This window comes from Amycolatopsis sp. NPDC004378 (assembly GCF_053602455.1).
On the sequence record NZ_JBSGDR010000030.1, the window covers coordinates 63,786 to 84,688 of the forward strand.

The window sequence follows — 20,903 nt, forward strand, 5'->3', positions numbered from 1 at the left end:
GGTCGGCGGGAGGGTCCTTGGTCCCTTCCCGGACGGTCACGGGTCCCTGCCACCGGGGCTCCTGCGGTCGTACCCTGATCTCCGTCGAAGCGTGCTCGGGAGGTCGGAATGCTCCGTGTTTTCCTGGTCGACGACCACGAGGTCGTCCGTCGTGGCGTGGCCGACCTGCTGGACGAGGACGAGAACCTCAGCGTGGTCGGCCAAGCCGGCAGCGTGTCCCAGGCGCTGGCGCGCGTCCCGGCGCTGACCCCCGACGTGGCCGTCCTGGACGTGCGGCTGCCGGACGGCAACGGCATCGAGCTGGCCCGGGAGCTGCGCTCCAAACTGCCCGAGCTCAAGTGCCTGATGCTGACCTCCTACACCGATGAGCAGGCGATGCTCGACGCCGTGATGGCCGGCGCGAGCGGGTTCGTCATCAAGGACATCAAGGGCATGGACCTGGTTTCGGCGGTGCGCGACGTCGGCGCGGGCAAGTCCCTGCTCGACGCGCACGCCGCGGCGGCCCTCATGGCCAAGCTGCGCGACAGCCAGGCGAAGAAGGGCCCGCTGGCCGACCTTTCGGACCAGGAGCGGAAGCTCCTGGAGCTGATCGGCGAGGGACTGACCAACCGGCAGATCTCCGAGCGCATGTTCCTGGCCGAGAAGACGGTGAAGAACTACGTCTCGCGGCTGCTGACCAAGCTGGGGATGGAACGGCGGACGCAGGCCGCCGTGCTGGCGACCGAACTGCGCAACGAAGCTCGGTGACGCGGTTCGTGACGACTCGGCCGGCGGGTCACCGGGCCGGCAGTGCCGGCTCCAGCAGGACGTCCGTGAGCGACCGCCTCGGCGTCCACGGCACCGGCGTACCCCGGCCCAGCCGCAGCACGATCTGCGGCCACAGCCCGCCGCCGAGGAGCGCGCGCAACTCGGTTCGCACCACGGGGACCTCGACCGGCTGGGAGACGAACGACGCGTCGAACCCGGCGGCGGTCGCCGTGAGCAGGACCCGCTGCATCGCCTGCCCGGCCCGGACCCGGTCGGCCGGGGTGTCGTCGAACGAGCCGATCACCACCACGAGCGGCTCGGAGTGATCCGTCCGGTCGCGCGGGGACGAACCGAAGTCACGCAGGACCCAGCCCCCGTTGGTCGACGGCGTCGCCCCGGCCGCGTACTCGGGGACACCGTCGCGGCAGTCCGGGGCACGGGCGGTCCAGCTGTCCCATTCCCGGCGGAAGGCCGGGTCGGCGACCTGGGCGTGGTGGGCCTTGTGGACCAGCTCCCGCAGTCTTTCCAGCTGTTTCGCGCTCAGCTGGGGCAGCCAGGCCTGCTCCACCTCGGCGGCGTGCCGCAGCTCGGCGACCAGGGAGCCGGGGATGCCGTCCGGTGCGAACGGGGTCCGGTTCGTGTGGCGGCGCGGGATCGCGTCGGCGAGCTGGACCATCCGGGGGTCGGGGCGGCGGGCCGCGAACGGCCCGATGACCGCCAGCAGGGTCGGATCGTCACGCCGGGGGAACAGCGTCGTGGCCGGGTGCGCGCCGAGGGCGTGGATGGCGGCGCGCAGGTTGAACAACGCCGCGCCGCAGGAGACCAGCAGCTCCCGCCGGTCGGCGTCGGCCACCGGCAGGGCCCGGTCCGGATCGGCGTGCAGCTCCAGACCCGCCGGCGTGCAGCGGAACCGCCAGGGCTGCGTGTTGTGCGTCGACGGTGCGAGCACCGCAGCGCCGATCACTGACTTCACCTGATCGGAGTCCAGCAAGCCGATCGAGGTGATGGGTAGTGTCATGGTCTCCCCTTGGTGCCGCGGGACGGCACACCGACGTCGGAAGCTTTCCCAGACGGTCTCTCGTGCCGCGCCGCCGCGGAAAGGGGACAAAGTCACCGATGATGCGGAGGCCTTGGTGAGTGGAGCCGCCCAGGAACCGCGGCGGATGGCGGGCACGCTGTCCGGACTGCGGCTGCGCGAGCTTTTGCGCGACCTGCAGGACCGGATCGAGCTGCTGATCGGCACGCGGGACAAGATGGACGGACTGCTCGACGCCGTGCTCGCCGTCGCGTCCGGGCTGGAGCTCGACACCACGCTTCGGCGCATCGTGCAGTCCGCGATCGAGCTGGGGGAGGCGAAGTACGGGGCCTTGGGCGTGCTGGCGGAGGACGGGTCGCTGGCGGAGTTCCTCCACCTCGGCATCGACGACGACACCCGGCGGCTGATCGGAGACCTGCCGGAGGGCCACGGCGTGCTGGGCGTGGTCATCGAGGAGGCGAAGCCGCTGCGGTTGGAGGAGATCGCCGAGCACCCGGCGTCCGTCGGCTTCCCCGCCCACCACCCGCCGATGCACACGTTCCTCGGCGTGCCGGTGCGGGTGCGCGACGAGGTCTTCGGGCGGCTGTACCTGACGGAGAAGAAGAACGGTGAGCCCTTCACCGACGACGACGAGGTCGTCCTGCAGGCCCTCGCCGCGGCGGCCGGGATCGCGATCGAGAACGCGCACCTGTACGAGCAGGCGCGGGTGCGGCAGCAGTGGCTGGCCGCGACCAGCGAGGTGACCACCGAGCTGCTGGGCGGCACGGATCCGGCGGAGGCCCTGAACCTGATCGCCAGCCGGGCCCTGGAACTGACCGGTTCGGACGTCACCATGCTCGCGCTGCCGAACTCAGGGCGCCTCGACGTCGACGAGGACTGGGGCGACGACGTCGAGGACCTGACCGTCACGGTGTGCGCGGGAGCCCGGGCGGGTGAGCTGTCGGGAACCCACGTCGATCTCGAGGACAGCGTGCCCGGAGCGGTGTACCAGGACCGGACCCCGCGCAGCGTGCCCGAGATCTGCCTGCGCGAGCAGCGGTTCGGCCCGGCGATGGTGGTTCCGCTGCGGGCGGGGGACCGGACGACCGGGGTGCTCATCGCGGCCCGGGAAGCCGGGTCGGCGTCGTTCGAAGCGGCCCAGCTGTCGGTGGTGGCGTCGTTCGCCGACCAGGCGGCCTTGGCGCTGCAGCTGGCCGCCCAGCAGCGCGCGGCCCGGGAGCTGGACGTGCTCGGTGATCGGGACCGCATCGCCCGCGACCTGCACGACCACGTGATCCAGCGGCTCTTCGCCGTCGGGCTGTCGATGCAGAGCACGCAGCGGCGGACGAAGTCGCCGGAACTGCAGAAACGGCTCGGGGACAGCATCGAGCAGATGCACGAGATCGTCCAGGAGATCCGCACGGCGATCTTCGACCTGCACGGAGGCGTGGCGGGGGAGACCGGGATGCGGTTGCGGCACCGGCTCCACGACGCGATCGCCGAGCTGACCGACGACGCGCCGATCCAGCCGACGGTCAGCATGACCGGCCCGATCGACACGGTACCGGCGCACCTGGCCGAGCAGGTCGAAGCGGTGGTGCGCGAGGCGGTCAGCAATGCCGTGCGGCACGCGGAGGCCTCGTCGGTGGCCGTCTCGGTGGCGGTGAAGGACGAGGCGATCACCATCGTGGTCGTCGACGACGGCAAGGGCCTGCCCGAAGGGGTGTCACCGAGCGGGCTGGGCAACCTCCGGGACCGCGCCGAAGCGGCCGGCGGTTCGTTCGCGCTGGGCAGCGGACCCGAGGGCGGTGTGCGGCTGGCGTGGTCGGCGCCGGTCGGCTGAGCCGGCTCTTCCGATCGGCACGAAGGGTGACGGTCGGATAGCGTGTGTCACGCGGGTCGGCGCGCTCCCTCCCCCTCGGCTCGCCGGCCCGCGCCACCCGGTGACCAAAGTCCCCGGGGTTCAGGCAATCCGGCCGCGTCCCCGGACTCCGCTCCCGAGGTCTCCTTGCGCTGCGACACCCGATGTCGCACGGAAGGAGGACCGGATGACGGCCTGGATGCCGTGCCCGATCGACCGCACACCGGTCCGGACCGAGGAGTCCACTGAGGACGGACGGTACCGCGGGCGGGACGGACTGCCCGGCTTCGACCCGGAGGGCCCACCCTCGTGTCGTGAGGAGAAGCGATGACGCGGGCTCTGCTCGCCGGGGGTGACGTGGTGCGCGTGCGCCCACTGCACCCGGCCGACAAAGCCGAGGTACTCGCCCTGCACACCCGGCTCACCGAACGGGACACCTGGTTCCGGTTCTCCGGCGCATCGTCCGGTTTGGACAGACTGGCGGCGCGGATCGCCGCCGGCCCGGGGCACGGCCACTACGCCGTGGGCTGCTACCGGCGAGGTGAGCTCGTCGGCGTCGCCGACTACGAAGTGCCGGCCGGCTCGTGCGTCGCCCTCGACGTCCACGCTCGGCTGGCGCACCCGGTGGCCGAAGACCCGTTCCTGCGCCGGTTGCCGGACGGACCCGAGAGGAAAGCCGTGCGTGTGCTCACCCTGAACCCCGGCTCGTCGAGCATGAAGGTGTCGCTGGTGGCCGACGGCACCGGCGTCGGCTGGGCCGCCTGGGACCTCACGGCGCCGGACGCGATCGGCCAGGCGATCGGCCGGTGGTCCGATGTGGACGCCGTTGCTGTCCGGTTCGTCCACGGTGGAGCGCAGAAGGCTCCGGCCCGCGTCGATGACACCCTGCTCGCCAACCTCGAACGCCTGACGTCCCTGGCCCCGAACCACCAGCCCCGGTCGCTCTCGGTGGCCCGGGAGGTCCGCCGCCTGCTGCCGGACGTCCCGGTGATCGCGTGCTTCGACACGGCGTTCCACGCCCGGATGCCCGAAGCCGCGGCACGGTACCCGCTGCCGCGTGCGTGGACCGCGCAGAACCGCCTGCGCCGCTACGGTTTCCACGGTCTTTCGTGCCAGTACGCGCTGCGCCGCACCGGTGAGCTGCTGGGCCGGGAACCGGACGGGCTGCAGCTCGTGTGCGCCCACGTCGGCGCCGGGGTGTCGGTGACCGCGATCCGCGACGGCCACGGCGTCGACACCAGCATGGGGTTCACCCCGCTCGAAGGCGCGATGATGGCGACGCGCTCCGGCTCGGTCGATCCGGGGCTGCTGCTGCACGTGATGCAGACGGCGCCGATGAGCCCGGAAGAGATGGCGGACGCGCTGTTCCACCGCTCCGGCCTGGCCGGGATGACCGGCACCAACGGCGACCTGCGCCGGGTGCTCGCCGCCGCGGTCCGGGGCGAACCGGACGCCCAAGCCGCCCTCGCGGTGTACCGCCACCGGCTCCGCCGGGAGATCGGCGCGGCCGCCACGAGCCTGTCCCGGCTGGACGCCGTCGTGTTCACCGGTGGGGTCGCCGAGCACCAGCCGGACGTGATCACGTCCGTCCTCGACGGGCTCGGCGTGCTCGGCCTGCGGGCCGGGAAGGTCCCGCACACCGAGGTCGACCGGATCGTCACGCAGGCGGACTCGCCGGTGCCCGCCCTGATCGTCCTGCCCCGGGAAGACCTGGAGCTGGCCCGCGGCGCCGAAGAAGCGCTCGCCCGAACCTCCGCGAGGTGACCCATGCACGTCCTGCTGACCGAAGCGGAGACACCTCGGTTCGCCGGGAAGATGACCGGCCCCGGGTACCGGTGGGAGCGCTCGCCCCGGCCGGACGAGGTCGTGCCGACCGAACCGCTCACCCGCCGGGAACCGGCCGGAAACGCTGTCCTGCTCGACTGCGAAGCGGCACTGTCGCCCGTCTGGACGGTCGTGCGGGTGCTGAGCCGGGAACCGGCCGGCCGCGGCGGTCCGCGGGTGCTGTCCGCCCTCGGGACGGCGGAGCGGGCCCACCAAGCCGACGTGCTGCCCGGCGTCCCCCAGAGCATGTTGAAGCCGTGACGACCACCCACCTGAGGCCGAAACCGGCGGAGCCCGAGCCGGTCGACGCCCGGCTGCCGATGCCGGTCCTGGTGCGGGGCACGGACGAACTGTTCAGGTGGGCGGCTCGCCGCCGTCGTCCCGCGGCCGTGGCAGGGCGTCCAGTTCGGTGAGGTCGAGCGGTTTGGCGAAGTGGGCGTCGAACCCGGCGGCGCGGCTGCGCTCGCGGTCGGCGTCCTGGCTGAACCCGGACACGGCCACCAGCAGCGCGTGCCGGTGCCGCGGGTCCCGGCGCAGCCGCCGGGCGATCTCGTAGCCGTCGATGTCCTCGCCGAGCGCGAGGTCGCAGAGGACGAGGTCGAACGCCGCCGAGCCGGCCGCGGCCAGCGCGTCGCGCGCGGTGGTGGCCACGGTGACCGTGTCGCCCCGGCCGCGGAGCATGATCGCGTACATCCCGGCCAGGTCGGCGTTGTCGTCCACGAGCAGCACCCGCAGCGGCCGGTGCGCGGAACCCGGCCCGGCCGGGGCGAGGGTCCTCGTGGTCAGCGGGAGCCGGACGGTGAACGCCGCGCCGGTGCCCGGGCCGGCGCTGTGCGCGCTGACCTCGCCGTCGTGGAGTTCCGCGATGCCGCGCACGATGGCGAGCCCGAGGCCCAGCCCGCCCGGCACGCCCGCGCCCGTGCCGACCCTCGTGAACGGGTCGAACAGCGTGCCCGCGAGCGCGGGGTCGAACCCGGGGCCGGTGTCCCGGACGCGCAGTTCGGCCCGGCCGTCCCGCACGCCGAGGTGCACGGTCACCGCGGTGGTGTCGCCGGTGTGCTTGCGCGCGTTGTCCAGCAGGTTGGTCAGCAGCTGACCGAGCCGGACGGGGTCGCCGTCGATCACCACCGGCTCGGCCGGGAGGACGACCGTCGGCCGGGGGACGTGCGCGGGCAGGTCGTCCACCGCCGCGTGCACGAGCGCGCGCAGGTCCAGCGGGGCGCGGCTGGCGCGGAGGTTGCCGGTCACGACGCGGGCGGCGTCGAGCAGGTCGCCGGTGAGCCGGGTGAGCGCGGTGAGCTGGCGCTCCAGCACCGCCTGGGCCGGGTGGCCGGCGACGTCCAGGCCCAGCACGTCCAGCGCCGCGCTGGCGGACGCGAGCGGGTTGCGCAGCTCATGGGACAGCGTGGCGATGAACCGGTCCTTGGCCCGCTGCTGGGCCCGCAGCTCCTCGGTGACCACGGCGAGCTCGGCGTTCGCCTCGCGCAGCCGCCGGTTGGCCTCCTGCACCTCGCGGGCACGGGAGAACAGGTCCGCCTCCATCTGCTGCAGCCGCGCGGCGGTGCGCTCCCGGTCCCGCTCGCGCAGGTCGATCAGCTCGGTGACGTCCTGCACCCGGTGCACGATCAGCACGACCCGGCCGTCGTCGTCGAAGACCGGGCTGTTGACCGGGCTCCAGTGCCGCACGACGAACCGGCCGTCCGGCTCGCGGATGTCGTAGCGCTGCAGGGCCATCGCGTCCGCCCGGCCGGTCTCCACCACGGTCTCCAGCGAGCGGCGCAGGTTGCCGACGCCGTCGGCGTCCGGGTCGTCGGGGTTGTCGGGGAACACCTCGAACATCGGCTTGCCCGCGACTTCGGCCGGGTCGATCATCGTGGCCCGCGCGTAGGCGTCGTTGACGGTGACGATCGTGAACCCGGCCGTCATCAGCAGGTACGGGGAGGGCAGGTGCTGGAACAGCCGGCGGTAGTCCAGGCCCGCGAACTCGCCGGTCACGGGTCCAGCCGGTAGCCGGCGCCGCGCACGGTGACGATCCGGGGCCGCTCGACCCCGGCCTCGGCGAGCTTGCGGCGCACCCGGTAGACGTGCTCGACGACCGACGACGGGTCGTGGCGCTCGCTCGCCCACCCCCACACCGCGGTCAGCAGCTGCGCGCTGGTGAAGACGCGGCGCGGCGCGGCGGCGAGGCACGCCAGCAGCCCGTATTCCAGCGGGGCGAGCCGAACCGGGCGGCCGTCCGCGGCGACCTCGTGCGAGGCGGTGTCGATCGTCAGCGTGCCGAGCCGGAGCACCGTGCCGGCCACCGGCGGCCGGCTGCGGCGCAGCACCGCCCGGATCCGCGCGGCCAGTTCGGGCAGCGAGAACGGTTTGACCACGTAGTCGTCGGCACCCAGCTCCAGGCCGACCACGCGGTCCCGCTCGCTGCTCCACCCGGTCAGGATGATCACCGGCAGGTGCCGGCCGGCGCGGACCCCGCGCAGCAGGTCCAGGCCGTTGCCGTCGGGCAGCCCGAGATCGAGGACCATCAGGTCGGCGTCGCGGTCGCGCAGGACCGTCGCGGCCGACCGCGCGTCGCGGGCCGTCACCACCTGGAAGCCGTCGCGGCGCAGGTAGGTCTCGGCCATCGCCACGAGGTCCGCTTCGTCTTCGACGAACAGCACCACCGGCCGGGCGAGGTCCGTGCTGAGCGGCTCGTACGGCTCGACTTCGTCGACCGGATGCCGATCGGGCGGCGATGCGGCGTCCATCTTCGGAAAGTACCACTGGAACGGCCGTCTCACGCCGGCGAAGGGAGCCCTCGTTGTCCAGTGCACGCGTCGAAGGCGGGGCCGGGTCCGACAGGGCACGGCGCGCGACCGAGGCGGCCGAACGGGTCCGCCGGCGCCGCGACGCGTCCAAGGACCTGATCGACCGCACGGAACGGCTGATCGAGGGCTCGGAGCAACGGATCGAGCGGTCGCCGCGGCTGCCGCCGGAGTGAAACCGCCGCTACGCCGGTGTCAGGCGGTGCGCGGCTTCGGGCGTGATCACCACGACCGGGCACCGCGAGTACCGTACGCACTCGCGCCCGACGCTGCCGAGCACCAGGTCCGCGACCGCGCCCCCGCGGTGGGCGCCCAGCACCAGCAGGTCGGCGTCGGCCGAGGCGGTCACCAGCTCGGTCGCGGGGTCGCCGTGGACCGTCCGGGTCTCGACGGCCGCCCGCGATTCCAGGCCGAGACCGGAAATGTGCGACGAGAGCGAGTAGCCGGCTTCCGGCACCCGGCCGTGCGGCTGGAGGGTGAACGACGTCCCCGGCAGCAGCGTGTCGCGGGGCCGGACGAGGATCGCGCGGACCGTGTCGCCGGCGTGCGCCGCGACTTCGAGGACCCAGCGCAGAGCCGCGTCGCCGCGGGGCGAACCGTCCATGCCGACGACGATCACGCGGCCGGTCTCTGACTCCATGGTCTTCCTTCTTTCCTCCGGTGTCGCCGCGATCGTGCGCCCGCCGGCCCGCCGCGGGTAGGGGACGAATTCCGCCGGAGCGGAGGACTTTGTGCTCCGGTGCCGGGCACCGGATCGCGGTGACGATGGCTCTCGGCGGAGCGCCGGGCTCCGCGCCGAGGAGTGACCGCGATGACCGCCGCCCTGACCACCGAGCAGATCGGTGTGCTCGCCCGGGCCGTGAGCCGGGCACCGTCGGTGCACAACAGCCAGCCGTGGCAGCTGCTCGTCCGCGGCACCGAGGTCGACCTGCTCGAACGCCGCGACGTCGAGCTGCGCCGGCACGACCCGTTCGGCCGGGACCGGCTGCTGTCCTGCGGTGCCGCCGTGACCAACCTCGTGCTCGCGGTCCGCGTCCTGGGCCGGGAGTGCCACGTCGAGTACCGCGACGACGTCGCGGCCACGGTGACGATCGGCCGCCCGCACGCGACGTCGGCCCGGGACTTCGCGCTGTACAACGCCATCGCCCGCCGTCGCAGCTACCGGCACGCCTTCCACCCCGACCGCGTACCCGCCGCCGTCCACGCCGCCGTGGTCGCCGCGGGGGAGACCCCGGGCGTGCACTTCGTCGCGCCCGGGCGCCTGGACAAGCTGGCCGAGCTGCTCGGCTTCGCCACGCGCGTGCTCCGCGAAGACCGCGGCTACCAACGCGAACTGGAAGTGTGGACCGCGCACACCCACGGCTGGGGCGACGGCGTGCCCGAGGACGCCCTGAGCGCCGAGGGGCCGCCGGTGGCGGGCCTCGTCCGCCGGAACACCCCGGTGCCGGACGACGCCGTGCTCGCCGCCCGGCTGGCGGCCGAAGACCTGCTGGTGGTCTGCACCGACGGCGACACCCGCGCCGACCACCTCGCGGCCGGCGCGGCCCTGCAGCGCGGCTGGCTCACCACGACGGCCAAGGCGCTGGCCGGCTCGGTGCTCACCCAGCCCCTGCACCTGACCGGTTTCCGGGCGCGGCTCGTGTCGGAACTGGCGCTTCCCGGGTGCCCGCAGGCGATCTTCCGCTTCGGCTGCCCCGCCGTCCCGGCGGCACCCTCACCGCGGCTTCCGCTCGGCGAGCTGTTCCGGACCGCACGGGGACGTGTCGGCAGCTGAAGATCTACGAAAGGTATGTCCCGGTTCGGGCGGAAGTAACCGCACTGGGCGGATTCCCTGACTTCGAATCGCAATCAACCGTTGGGCTCATCGGGTGATCGTCACCCATTCGTGTAAACCTGCCGGGTGCCTTCCGCGCTTGACAGGTAGGCGTGCGCGAGGGCGCGCGGCGCAAGCATGGGGGTGAGCATGGGATTCCTTACCGGCCGTGAAGAACTTCCGATCAGCGAAGCCGAAGTACCCAAGGGCTACCGGCGGGCGAACGAAGTGCCGGCGGCGGCCGCCGCGGCCGTCGCGTCCGATCCGCACCAGCGGTGGAGCCGGTTCGTCGGCGGTGGCGACGGCATCCTCTACGGCGTCCAGTCGGACGGCGCGCTCTACTGGTACCGGCACCGCGGCTGGTCCACCGCCGCCTTCGACTGGGCCGGCGGCGGCTTCGGGGTGCAGATCGGCTCCGGCTGGCAGGACTTCACCACCGTGCTCGGCGACACCAACGGCGTCCTCTACGGCGTGCGCGGGGACGGCACCGTCCTGTACTACCAGCGGATCGTCTCCGACCTGGAAACCGGCGCGGGCAGCTGGGCCAACGGCGGCACCGGCGTCGTCGTCGGGACCGGGTTCAACGCCTTCCCGCGGATCTTCGGCGGCCCGGGCGGGGTCATCTGGTGCGTCGACGCCGAGGGCGTCCTCTACCGCTCGCGCCGGATCAGCGGCACCTTCGAGACCCCGCAGCCGCTCGGCGGCGGGTTCAACGTCGCCCGCTACCTGTTCGCCGACACCGGGAACGTCATCTACGCCGTCGGCGGCACCGGCGCGCTGACCTGGTTCCGCTACCGCGACGGCGTGGGCTGGGCGAACAACGGGACGCCCATCGTGATCGGCGACAGCGACTGGTTCGAGCTCATCCGCAGGGACCTGTTCGCCGGCGTCGCCAACGGCGCCGTCTACCTCGTCCGGATCGACCACTCGACCGTGCCCGGCGACGACGGCGACCTGATCGAGCTGCGGATGACCAACTTCCAGACCGTCGACACCGACGGCGGGGCGCGGTGGATCAACAACGCCACCGGCAAGCTCGTCGGCCAGGGCTTCACCATCGAACGCAGCGCCGGGCTGCAGGGCTACCCGCAGCGGCAGAGCGTGCCCGCCGGCGGCCGGGTGTCGGTCGCGCTGTCGACGGCGTTCACCTCGGTCAGCGCGCAGGTGGTGCGGGTCGTGCCCGGCGGGGACACGCCCACGGCCGTCACCGGCACGACGACCGTCACCGGCGGGCTCCAGGCGTTGCCGTCGAACTACCGCTCGGCCGGGTGCGGCTGGGCCGAGCGGTACGGCGTCACCATCCCCGCCGACTGGCCGTCCGGCGTGTACTCGGCCCAATTCACCGGGCCGTACAACCGGGTGCAGCACATCCCGTTCGTGGTGCGGCCGGCGGCACCGGCGAAGAAGATCGCCGTGGTCCTGCCGACGAACACCTACCACGCGTACAACGGCTGGGGCGGCCACGACCAGTACTCCGAAGGCCAGGCGGGCGTCCAGCGAGTGATCTCGTTCCTGCGCCCCAGCTACGACTGGCTGATCGCGCCGAAGGGCCAGTACGACAACGAGCTGTGGAGCGATCTGGAACTGCTGCGCTGGCTGAGCGGCGAGCAGATCGGCTTCGACTGCTACACCGACTACGACCTGCACACCGGCGGCTGGCTCCGGTCCTACAGCGCGATCGTGCTCGGCGCGCACCCGGAGTACTTCTCGCTGGCCATGCGCACCAACCTGGCCGGCTACCTCGCGGCCGGCGGCAGCGTCATCGCCACCGGGGGCAACCAGATCTACGAGCGCGCCGAGTTCACCCCCGACGGCACAGCGCTGACCTTCCGCGCCGCCGACGGCAGCCGCGACCTGTTCCTCGACCACTACAACCTGCCGGAGTCGCAGCTGCTCGGCGTGAACTTCGAGTACGAGGGCTGGATGACATTCGCGCCGTACCGGGTGCTGCACGACCACCCGTTCCTGGCCGGCACGGGGCTGTCGGTGGGGAGCGAGTTCGGCGCGCACGGCCGCAACGGTGCGGCGAGCGCGTGGGAGTTCGACACGCTGCAGGGCTTCGACGGCGAAGTACCGCCGGCCGCGGTCATCGCCCAGGGCACGAACCCGACCGACCGCGCGGGCGCGGCCATGGTGTGCAAGGAACTGCCGGGCGGCGGTTTCGTGTTCAGCACGTCGTCCCTGACGTTCAACGGCGTGATCCGCGTGGACCCGGTGGTGCAGCAGCTGCTGCGGAACGTCTTCGCCCGGGCGGTGAGCCGGCCCGCGCCGGGCGTCTGAGGCGCTAGCGGTCGAGGGCGAGCTGCCGCAGGTGGAACTCGAAGTGCCGCGCCGGATAGCCGTAGACGTCGGCCAGCGTCATGTACGGCCGGAAGAACGGGTCCCACCGGACCGGGTAGTGCATCCCGCGGGCGAGGTCCGCTTCGCCGGCCCGGTCCAGGCTCCGGTGCAGTGAGGCGACGATCCGGTCGAGCCATGCGGCGGCGAGCCGCGGCCCCAGCAGGCCGCCGCCGCAGGACCCGAGGTAGTTGACCACGTGGAAGGGGGCGGTGGCCGCGTCGAGGAGGGCGGCGAACCGGCGGCTCACGGGGTCCGGGAGCCGCCCGAACACGCGGACCAGCACCAGCAGCGCCCGCACGATCTGGTAGCCGAACACGAGGTGGAAGACCAGCTGCCGGTTGGTCCACCGGGTGCCCCGCGACCGGCGGCGGAGCTCGGTGGCCGTGGCGGAGGCGACGAGCTCGTGCAGGGTCGCGCGATCGCGTTCCCATTGTTCGTGCACTGCCTGCCGATCCATGGCGCACCCTCCGGCCTTGGGGACAGGATCCCACCGGGAGGCTGAGAACGGCTTCAGCCGGGCCGGAGGTCTTTGGTCCCTCGGGGACGTGACGCGCTGCCGTCGTCATGGGTGGGCCGGCGGCGCGATGCTGGGCTGGTCCGCTACCCAGGAACCGGAGCCCGACGATGAACCGACCGCTGCCCACCGCGTTCGACCAGGCCCTCGCGTCGGCCGTGCGCGCGCCCTCGCCGCACAACACCCAGCCGTGGCGGTTCGTCGTCGAGCACGACGTGTTCGAGGTCTGGCTGGACCGCGGGCGCGTGCTCACGGTCGCGGACCCGCACGCGCGGGAGGCCCGGCTCGCCTGCGGCGCGGCGGCCCTCAACCTGCAGATCTGCTTGCGCGCCAACGGTTTCGCGACGGTCGTGCGCCTGCTGCCCGATCCGGCCGAGCCCGACCTGGTCGCCGTGGTCCGCCTCGACGGCAACCAGAAGGCCACCGCCGCCGACCGCCGCCTGGCCGAGGCCGTGTTCCGCCGGCACACCAACCGACGTCCGCTGCTGGACAAGGAGGTGCCGTCCGCGGTGCGGGCCGCGCTCAAGTCCGCGGCGCTGCACGAGGGCGGGCAGGTCGAGTACCTCGACGTCTCGGGCCGCTACACCCCGGTCGCGTCGCTGGTCCGGCAGGCCGAATCACTCCAGGCCGGCGACCTCGCCTTCGAGCGGGAGACAGCGTTCTGGACCCAACGCGAGCCCGACAGCCCCGACGGCGTCCCGAAGGTCGCCGCCGGGCCGCCGCCGAACGCGCCCGGTCTCGTCGCGATGCGGGCGTCGCACGAGAACTTCGCCCTGCCCGAGCGTGAATACGAGCAGCAGCCGCTGCTCGGCGCCCTGCTGACGCGGGACCGGGGCCCGCACGCGGAAGTCCGGGCCGGGATGGCGATGCAGCGCGTCCTGCTCACCGCGACGGCCGAGGGCCTGGCGACGTCCTTCCTGTCACAGCCCTTCGAGACCCCGCGCACGCGCGAGTCGCTCGACCGGCTCTTCGCGGGGCTCGGGCAGCCGCACACCCTGCTGCGCATCGGCTACGGCTACCCGACCCGGCTCACCGCCCGGCGTCCCGTCGAGGACGTGCTGACCCACCGCACGGGCCCGGACGTGCCGGCGAGCTGACGCCTCACCGGTGTCGCAGCACGTCCTGGAAGGTCACCATGCCGACCACGCGCCCGCCTTCGACGACCGGCGCCGAGCGCACGCCGGCGTCGGTCATCAGCCGCGCGAGCTCGCGCACTTCGGCGTCGGCCGGCACGGCCAGCCCGGACGTGCGCATGACCGAGCCCGCCGTGTGCCGGCCACCGTCCACCATCACGCCGGTGTCCGGGTCGCCGGGCGGAACGGGCGCGCGCAGGATGTCCACTTCGGACAGCAGGCCGAGCAGCCGCCCGTCCGCGTCGACGACCGGCATCGTGGTGAACCCGTGGGCGGTCATCATCGCGGCGGCCTCGCCGAGGCTCGCCGACGGCGACAGGGCGAACGTCGGGGTGCTCATGATGTCGCGTGCGCGCATGGCCGGTGCTCCGTTTCCGTCGGGTGTCCCGACGATCTCTCCTCCGCCGCGCCGCGGTACAGGGCCCTAAGTCCCCGGCGTGTCCGCCCACGGACACCAGGCTGGGGTCCAAGGCCTCTTCGGTGAAGCGGGAATTCCGATGATCCTGGGAGGAACGGAAGGGAGCAGGACCATGAGCACGTCGTCGAACCCGGTCGCGCGGATGGGGCGCACGGTCTTCCCGCGCCGCGGTTCGGTGGCGCGGCCGTCGGACCGCGTCCAAGCCGGCCTGCTGGTGTTCGTGGTCCTCGTCGTGCTCGCGGCGCTGCCGGTGGCGGCGAGCTTCGGGTCGGAAACGTACGTGCGGCAACAGGCCCGGTCCGCGCAGCAGCTGAGCGAGCGCACCCGGGTGACCGCGACGCTGCTGGCCGACGGTCCGCCGCTCACGGTGAACTCGCGCACCGGCGTCACCGGATCCGGCGAGCCCACCGACGCCACCTGGGTGCTCCCGGACGGGACCCGCAAGGTCGGCAAGGTCATCGCGGACGAAGGCACGCTGAAGGGCGAGACCGTGCCGGCCTGGGTGGACCGGGACGGCACCGTCGTCGATGCGCCCCTGAGCGGTGCCGGGGCCGCCATCGACGCCGTCGGCGTCGGGCTCGGCCTGTGGCTCGCGACCCTGGCCCTGCTGGCGGCCGCCTACCGGCTCACCGTGTTCGCCCTCGACCGGCTCCGCTACGCCCGGTGGCAGCAGGAGTGGTTCCAGGGCCAGGACCGCAAGACCCGTTCTTGAAGACGAGGAGAAGGTGAAACGGAAATGACCACGGCAAACCAGGGCGACATCGTCGTCGGCGTGGACCATTCGGCGGTCAGCGTGGCGGCGCTGCGCTGGGCGGCGGACGAAGGAGCGAAGAGCGGCCGCCAGGTCGTCGCGTTGCGGGCGTGGACGTTCGAACCGGTCTACGACCTCGGCGCGGCGGTCGCCGGAACCCCGCAGACGGTCGCGGACCGGGAGCGGCGGCAGCTCGACGAGGTCGTCGGGCCGGTCCGCGACGAGCACCCGGGTGTCACGATCCGGGCCGAACTGGTCGAGCACTCGGCCACGGTGGCGCTGGAAGAGGCGTCGAAGACCGCGGCGATGCTCGTGCTCGGCAGCCACGGCCGCGGCCGGCTGCTGAAGCTGCTCGTCGGCTCGGTCGCCGAGCACTGCCTGCGCGAGGCGAGCTGCCCCGTCGTGGTCATCCCGGCGCGGACCGTCCCGGAGCCGGACAGGGAAACGGCCCCGGCCGGGGAGCCGGCGGCCACCTACTACCCCGGGCCGCTGTTGTGAAGGGGAAGCTCCCACGGGAGCCGCACAACTGAGCGCCGGCGCCGAAGGGGCCACTGTCCGGATCGGACGGTGGCCCCTTTCGGCGTCGGATCAGCTGCGGAACAAGGCGACCTTTCAAGGCCTTGCTGTCCTGCGGGTGGGCGAAGACGTCGTAGGCCTCGTCCATCTCGTGCCGACCGCTTCGTGACCGAGGATCCGGCCGCGCCCGACCTCCGGCACATCGCCCTTGAGGATGCGCAGGTCATGAGCGCCTTCATCTTTCTTCCTTCCGGCAGGAAAACGGGCGCCCGCCGACCGGCGGGCGCCCGGGGAACGGATCGTTTTCAGCGCAGCCACTTGCGCGCGCCGACGAGGTCGGCCCAGCGGCGGCCCAGGCCCCACGTGTTCCCGGCCGCCGCGGCGGCCAGCGCGATGAGGACGAGCCCGTAGATGACGTGGTAGTCGACGATCGGGTTGGTCGAGTGCGTCGCCTCACCGGTGCTCGTGCTCTGCGCGAGCGGCCATTCGGCAGCCCACATCATGAGCATCATCAGCGCGCCCGCCGCGGCGGACAGCCGCAGCCCGACGCCCGCCATGACGGCGATGCCGATGCCGCCCAGGCCGATCATGAACAGCCAGTCGGCCCACCAGGTGCCGGCCCAGGCGTGGAACATCGACGCGAACGGGCCGACGTGGACGCCGCTCAGGAAGCCCTGGGTCGGCGAGCCGCCGTTGAGCCACGCGCCCTTCGACGGGGTCGCGTAGCCCAGGCCGAACAGCTTGTCGAGGAACGCCCACAGGAAGACGAACCCGGTGGCGATCCGGAGGACGGCCAGCGACTTGCCGGCGACAGGGGGTCGGGCGACGAAATCGGGGACCGGCACCGGTTCGGTGGCCCGGTGGCCCGTGGCCGTCTTCTTTTCGTCCGGTCGGATGGACATGGGAAACTCCGTTCTTTCGGTACTGCGGTCATTTTCTTCCGGCGCCACGGCCGTTTCCGGGGCCCAAGCCTTCCGCCGCCGACGCCGCCAGCCGGTTGACTTCGTCATGGCGAAAGGGAAAGCGGATGAACGGCACGGAACTGGTGTTCGGCTCGACGAGACAGGCGCTGATGTCGCACGCGCTCTGCCCGGTCGTGGTGGCTGTCCCTGCGCGAAGTAGCACACCGGCCCGGTGAAGTTCGCTCTTCGGATCCGAGGTCACGACATGCCGGTAGGACGTGGAGGACGGCGTGGTGGTCGTGCCGGAGGGGGGAGAGCGCCCGCGGGCGAACCGTTCGTCGAGGATCGGCCGGGCCGGGTCGGCCGGGTTCCTAGTGGGCTTGGAAGTGCTTCGGGGGCGCTTCGAGCGGCTGCAGCACGTCGGCCAGGTCGCGCCGGGGGGTCGCGGGCAGCGGGTCGGCGTTCGCGGGGGCCCAGCCGATGCGCAGCACCATCTGCGGGAACGACCCGCCGGTGACCCGCTCGGTCACGGTTTCGCGGACGTCGGGCAGTTCGAGCGGCTCGGTCAGGGGACAGGACGAAAGGCCGAAGGCGTTCGCCGTCAGCAGCACCGCGCTCGTCGCCTCGCCGGCCCGCAGCCGCGACATCCGGTCGTCGGACGCGGTGCTCAGCACCAGCAGGACGGTCTCGTCGTCTTCGGCCTTCGCGTCGGGAGGCTGGGCGAGGAGCGGGTCGGCGAACGGGCGGGTCCGCAGTGCGCCCGGGGTGTCGTCCGGCGCCGGGGTGTTGCGGGCCGGGACGCCGTCGGGGGAGACGTGGCGGCCGCTCCACGCGGCCAGTTCGGTGCGGTAGGCGGGGTCGTCGGCGTGGCGCCGCGACGCCTCTTCGATCGCCGTGGCCAGGTGGTAGCGCGCCGCGTTCTCGGCGACCTGCAGCACGGTGCCCTCGAGCGCGGCGGCCCTTGCCAGTGCTTCGACGTGCCCGCGCGGCACGGCCCACGAGCTCTGCCGGCGCCGGTCGGTCCGCCGGCGCGGGATCGCCGCCGCCATCGCGACCTCGTCCTGCGACGGGTCGTGCCGGTGCAGCGTGATCGCCGCGAGGTGGCCGGGGTCGTCCGGGTTCGGCAGCCGGTGCACCTCGGCGGCCCAGCCGAGCGCGGCCAGGCCGATCCGGAGGTGGTGCAGCGCGGCGCCGCAGCTGAGGACCAGGTCCCGGCCGTCCGGGTCGGTTTCGTGCAGCAGCCGGTCCTGGTCGGCGTAGAGGTGCAGCGAGCTGTGGCCGATCCGCCAGTACCAGGGCTGGGAGTTGTGCACCGACGGCGCGCGGACGGCCATGGCGACCGCGGTCTTGACGGTGAAGTCGTCCGGGAATCGTCGGTCCATCATCGGCCTGCCTCGGGTCGGGTGCGGCTTCCGGTTCGAGACTCGCACCGCGTTCGCGGCCGCCGGAAGGGCCGGAATGCCTCTGGGCCGGGGACTTTCGGTGCTCGGCGCGGCGATCTCCGCGGTGGCGTCGGAGAACTCGCCGCTTCGGCGTGATCACCCGCCTGGACGACCAGAGCCTTTCGGCTCCTGACCCCGCGGCCGAGGTGAGGCGGGCCCCGGACGCCGTCGCGGTGATCGAACCCTGGTGAAGATCGTCGGGGTGACCGCGTACGACACGGCTTTCCCGCTCATCGAGAGGGACCGCCTTCACGCCGGGCGGTACCAGCACCACCGTCCGGTGTGGACGGTGCCGCGCAGGTGCGCGCCGATCGTCGGGTCGGCTTCGGTGACGCGGGTCAGGGCGCGGCGGATCGCCTTGCCCACGGCGATCCGCGCGCGCTCGGCGTTGCCGGGGAACTGCCGGGCGCGGCCGCCGAGTCCGGTCGCGCGGGCGAGTTCGGCCGTGAGCCACTCGCGCTCGGCCGTCGGGGCGTCGCCCAGCTGGGCCAGCCGGTGCCGGTACTGCCGGACCGCCGTCGCGTCGAGCACCGGGTGGTCGGCCTCCGGCACGGTCTCCGCCCCCGCCAGGCCGAGCGCCGCGACCTCCCTGCCCGGGTTGGCCGTGAGTGTCGCGAGGTGCCGCAACCCGATGCAGCCCGGGACGATGACCACGTGCGGGCCGAGCTCGATGCGCCAGCCGCCGCGCGTGGACGTCATCGACACCCGCGGCGGCGCGCCCGGCGTCGGCATGCCCAGCGCGTCGGCGTCGCGCACCGCGGCTTCGTGCTCCTCCCGGGTGGCCGGCACGTCGGCCGGATCGGCGCGCAGGGCCAGGACCCGCGCGTGCGCCAGCCGCGACAGCACCACGGCGGGCCAGTGCCCCAGCGCGAGGTTGCGCCGGACGGCCGTGCGAAGGTGACCGGCTGCCGCATCGAGGTCGCCGGACGTCGCCGCGGCCATCCCGAGGACGTGCTCGACCGAGCCCAGGCACACCGCGCCGAACCCGGCCACCACCGGCAGATCGCCGTGCGGACGCAACAGTGCGTACACCGCGGACGCCAGTTCGGCGTCGTGCAGCGCGTGCGCTCCTTCGGTCACGCAGCACAGCGTGAAGAGCCACGCGCCGGTGCGGGGGAGCCCGGCCGGATCGCCCAGCTTGGCCAAGGCGGCCTCGGCGGTGCGGTGCTCACCGGCGGCGGCCGCGGTGACGGCGAGTGCGGCCAGGTACGCCTCGTCGTCGGCGGTGAAGGCGTTCGACCGCGCGAGGCGCCGCAGCGACGGCAGCAGCTCCGGCAACCGGCCTTGGTAGCGCCGGATCGCGAACAGCTGCACGCCGAACCAGCCCGCCGCGTCGACCACACCGGCCGCCGTCGCGCGGGCGGCACTGGCGCGGGCGAGGCTCTCCGCCGCGGCGAACCGGCCCGCGCGGACGGCGAACATCGCGTCGATCGCGCTCACCGCGAGACCGACGGCGAGGTGGTCGCGCCGCGTCAGCTCCGCACGCAGTTCGTCGAGGAGCCGTTCGGCCTGCGGGTCGGCGTCCCGGATCCGGTCGACGACCTGCCACAGCAGGCCCGTGAGCAGGTCACCGCGGCGTCCGGTCCGGACGCTCTCGCCGGCCAGCTCGGCCGCGAGCGTGCGGCGGAGCCCGCCGTGCTGCGGGCCGGGAACGCCGTGGTGGGCGAGGATCAGGGCTTCGACGAGCGCCACGGCGTCGCCCGTGCGCCGCGCTTCGGTGAGCAGCGGGAGGAGGTCGCCGGCCGCATCGCCGTGGCGGCGGGCGCGTTCGGCGGCGAGCCGGACGCGCAGCCGCACCGCGAGGACCGAGCCCGGTCCGGCGACCGTCAAGGCGTGCCGCAACCGGGACATCGTGACCTCCCGCGCGGTCGCCGTGGGGTGCTCGTGCACCCACAACCCGCCCAGCCCGAGCGCCGCCCGCGCGGTCGCCACCGCGTCCCCGGACCGTTCGGCCCGGCGAAAGGCGTCGTCGAACAACGCCCGTGCGGCAAGAAGATCTCCGTCGTCGTGCAGCGCGGACATCGCCCGCGCCCATGGTTCCGTCATGGCGTCCCCCCACCCGATCCGGGATACACGGGTGGACCGGCCGCCCGGTTCGGCCGTTCACCCGGCCGGCGTAGCGGGGGAACGGGCCGGGAACGCCTTCCCGGGTGACACCGCTGTCCGAGGCGGTGGTCAGTCCGGAGGAGGAGTCCCATGAACATCAGCGATCTGCGCCGCACGCCGCGGCGCCGGGTGACCGCACTGGCGGCCGTGCTCGGCGCGGCCGCGGCGGCCGTCACCACCGTCACGCTCGCCGAGCCGGCCTCGGCCCTGCCGATCGGGCAGGCGACCTGCACGCTGTCGAACCTCACGATTTCCCCGGCGACCGGCTGGTTCCCGCTCACCTCGGCGCGTTCGGTCACCCCGGGCGTCGAAGGGGAGGCCAAGGTCGAAGCGGTCGCGGACGTCGCGGTCGACGCGGGCGCGGAGGTCCGGATCGGCTGGTCGGTCAACAACCAGACGCCCCAGGAGAGCTTCTTCGGGCCGGCGAACTTCGCCGACCACCTGGAGTTCGCGCAGACGCGCTCGACATTCGGCCTGATCTTCGTCGGCGCCGGGACGACGAGCGTGCAGCCCTTCGTACGCCTCGTCGGCGGCACGGACAAGCGCGCGGGCCTGCTGAACCGGTGCTTCACCGTCGAAGCGCTGACTCGCTGAGCCGCGGGGGGGGGGGGGGGGGGGGGCGGGGCGGGCCCCCCCCCCCGGGGGGGGGCCCCCCCCCCCCCGGCCCCGCCTCCCCTCGGCCCGCCCCGCGCCGGTGGGGGGGCCCCCCCAACTCGG

The 20,903-nt window shown here is 73.4% G+C and carries 21 protein-coding genes; 11 read left to right on the forward strand and 10 right to left on the reverse strand.

The window, feature by feature from the left end:
* Positions 1–108: 108 nt before the first annotated feature.
* Positions 109–747 carry a response regulator transcription factor gene (locus tag ACWEN0_RS44780; protein ID WP_451987321.1) on the forward strand — a complete coding sequence of 213 codons (639 nt, stop codon included), beginning with the start codon at positions 109–111 and terminating at the stop codon, positions 745–747.
* A 28-nt stretch (positions 748–775) separates the two neighbouring features.
* Here the strand turns inward: ACWEN0_RS44780 and ACWEN0_RS44785 are convergent, their stop codons facing one another.
* Entirely contained in the window at positions 776–1,765 is a 990-nt protein-coding gene (locus ACWEN0_RS44785) for an Acg family FMN-binding oxidoreductase (RefSeq protein ID WP_451987323.1), read from the reverse strand.
* A gap of 145 nt (positions 1,766–1,910) precedes the next feature.
* Here ACWEN0_RS44785 and ACWEN0_RS44790 point away from each other — a divergent pair, with 145 nt between their 5' ends.
* From ACWEN0_RS44790 to ACWEN0_RS44800, 3 genes are all read left to right on the forward strand, one after another.
* Complete coding sequence (locus tag ACWEN0_RS44790) at positions 1,911–3,605, forward strand: sensor histidine kinase (RefSeq protein ID WP_451987363.1); 1,695 nt, start codon at positions 1,911–1,913, stop codon at positions 3,603–3,605.
* 696 nt (positions 3,606–4,301) lie between these two features.
* Entirely contained in the window at positions 4,302–5,387 is a 1,086-nt protein-coding gene (locus ACWEN0_RS44795; RefSeq protein ID WP_451987365.1) for an acetate/propionate family kinase, read from the forward strand.
* 3 nt (positions 5,388–5,390) lie between these two features.
* A complete protein-coding gene (locus tag ACWEN0_RS44800) occupies positions 5,391–5,708 on the forward strand; it encodes a hypothetical protein (protein ID WP_451987325.1) in 318 nt (105 codons plus the stop codon).
* A gap of 93 nt (positions 5,709–5,801) precedes the next feature.
* On the opposite strand, the gene ACWEN0_RS44805 is transcribed toward ACWEN0_RS44800, so the two are convergent.
* Together ACWEN0_RS44805 and ACWEN0_RS44810 are read right to left on the reverse strand one after the other, a co-directional pair.
* On the reverse strand, positions 5,802–7,442 hold the full coding sequence (locus ACWEN0_RS44805) for an ATP-binding protein (RefSeq protein ID WP_451987327.1): 1,641 nt from the start codon (positions 7,440–7,442) through the stop codon (positions 5,802–5,804).
* Complete coding sequence (locus ACWEN0_RS44810) at positions 7,439–8,194, reverse strand: response regulator (RefSeq protein ID WP_451987329.1); 756 nt, start codon at positions 8,192–8,194, stop codon at positions 7,439–7,441. Before ACWEN0_RS44810 ends, ACWEN0_RS44805 begins: the two co-directional genes overlap by 4 nt.
* A 53-nt stretch (positions 8,195–8,247) precedes the next feature.
* Between ACWEN0_RS44810 and ACWEN0_RS44815 the strand changes: the two genes are divergently transcribed.
* Positions 8,248–8,427, forward strand: coding sequence for a hypothetical protein (locus ACWEN0_RS44815; RefSeq protein ID WP_451987331.1), 180 nt, complete (start codon positions 8,248–8,250; stop codon positions 8,425–8,427).
* A gap of 8 nt (positions 8,428–8,435) precedes the next feature.
* Here the strand turns inward: ACWEN0_RS44815 and ACWEN0_RS44820 are convergent, their stop codons facing one another.
* Positions 8,436–8,891, reverse strand: coding sequence for a universal stress protein (locus ACWEN0_RS44820; protein ID WP_451987333.1), 456 nt, complete (start codon positions 8,889–8,891; stop codon positions 8,436–8,438).
* Between the two features lie 171 nt (positions 8,892–9,062).
* Between ACWEN0_RS44820 and ACWEN0_RS44825 the strand changes: the two genes are divergently transcribed.
* Positions 9,063–10,025 carry an Acg family FMN-binding oxidoreductase gene (locus ACWEN0_RS44825; RefSeq protein ID WP_451987335.1) on the forward strand — a complete coding sequence of 321 codons (963 nt, stop codon included), beginning with the start codon at positions 9,063–9,065 and terminating at the stop codon, positions 10,023–10,025.
* A 189-nt stretch (positions 10,026–10,214) separates the two neighbouring features.
* The gene (locus tag ACWEN0_RS44830) at positions 10,215–12,344 is read left to right on the forward strand and encodes a N,N-dimethylformamidase beta subunit family domain-containing protein (RefSeq protein ID WP_451987337.1); all 2,130 of its coding nucleotides are present in this window, start codon (positions 10,215–10,217) and stop codon (positions 12,342–12,344) included.
* Positions 12,345–12,348: 4 nt separating this feature from the next.
* Here ACWEN0_RS44830 and ACWEN0_RS44835 read toward each other — a convergent pair whose 3' ends face one another.
* Entirely contained in the window at positions 12,349–12,861 is a 513-nt protein-coding gene (locus ACWEN0_RS44835; protein ID WP_451987339.1) for a DinB family protein, read from the reverse strand.
* 167 nt (positions 12,862–13,028) lie between these two features.
* Here ACWEN0_RS44835 and ACWEN0_RS44840 point away from each other — a divergent pair, with 167 nt between their 5' ends.
* Positions 13,029–14,015, forward strand: a complete 987-nt coding sequence (locus tag ACWEN0_RS44840; RefSeq protein WP_451987341.1) for an Acg family FMN-binding oxidoreductase — start codon at positions 13,029–13,031, stop codon at positions 14,013–14,015.
* A 4-nt stretch (positions 14,016–14,019) separates the two neighbouring features.
* On the opposite strand, the gene ACWEN0_RS44845 is transcribed toward ACWEN0_RS44840, so the two are convergent.
* A complete protein-coding gene (locus ACWEN0_RS44845) occupies positions 14,020–14,409 on the reverse strand; it encodes a CBS domain-containing protein (RefSeq protein ID WP_451987343.1) in 390 nt (129 codons plus the stop codon).
* A 172-nt stretch (positions 14,410–14,581) separates the two neighbouring features.
* Between ACWEN0_RS44845 and ACWEN0_RS44850 the strand changes: the two genes are divergently transcribed.
* Complete coding sequence (locus ACWEN0_RS44850) at positions 14,582–15,181, forward strand: Rv1733c family protein (protein WP_451987345.1); 600 nt, start codon at positions 14,582–14,584, stop codon at positions 15,179–15,181.
* A gap of 24 nt (positions 15,182–15,205) precedes the next feature.
* The gene (locus ACWEN0_RS44855; protein ID WP_451987347.1) at positions 15,206–15,718 is read left to right on the forward strand and encodes a universal stress protein; all 513 of its coding nucleotides are present in this window, start codon (positions 15,206–15,208) and stop codon (positions 15,716–15,718) included.
* Positions 15,719–16,041: 323 nt separating this feature from the next.
* Here the strand turns inward: ACWEN0_RS44855 and ACWEN0_RS44860 are convergent, their stop codons facing one another.
* From ACWEN0_RS44860 to ACWEN0_RS44875, 4 genes are all read right to left on the reverse strand, one after another.
* Positions 16,042–16,638 carry a DoxX family membrane protein gene (locus tag ACWEN0_RS44860; RefSeq protein WP_451987349.1) on the reverse strand — a complete coding sequence of 199 codons (597 nt, stop codon included), beginning with the start codon at positions 16,636–16,638 and terminating at the stop codon, positions 16,042–16,044.
* Between the two features lie 28 nt (positions 16,639–16,666).
* Positions 16,667–16,900, reverse strand: coding sequence for a hypothetical protein (locus ACWEN0_RS44865; protein WP_451987351.1), 234 nt, complete (start codon positions 16,898–16,900; stop codon positions 16,667–16,669).
* 109 nt (positions 16,901–17,009) lie between these two features.
* Complete coding sequence (locus ACWEN0_RS44870; RefSeq protein WP_451987353.1) at positions 17,010–18,020, reverse strand: Acg family FMN-binding oxidoreductase; 1,011 nt, start codon at positions 18,018–18,020, stop codon at positions 17,010–17,012.
* Positions 18,021–18,329: 309 nt separating this feature from the next.
* Positions 18,330–20,126 (reverse strand): hypothetical protein, encoded by a 1,797-nt coding sequence (locus ACWEN0_RS44875; RefSeq protein ID WP_451987355.1) that lies wholly within the window; start codon positions 20,124–20,126, stop codon positions 18,330–18,332.
* A 150-nt stretch (positions 20,127–20,276) separates the two neighbouring features.
* Between ACWEN0_RS44875 and ACWEN0_RS44880 the strand changes: the two genes are divergently transcribed.
* On the forward strand, positions 20,277–20,780 hold the full coding sequence (locus ACWEN0_RS44880) for a hypothetical protein (protein WP_451987357.1): 504 nt from the start codon (positions 20,277–20,279) through the stop codon (positions 20,778–20,780).
* Positions 20,781–20,903 lie beyond the last annotated feature (123 nt).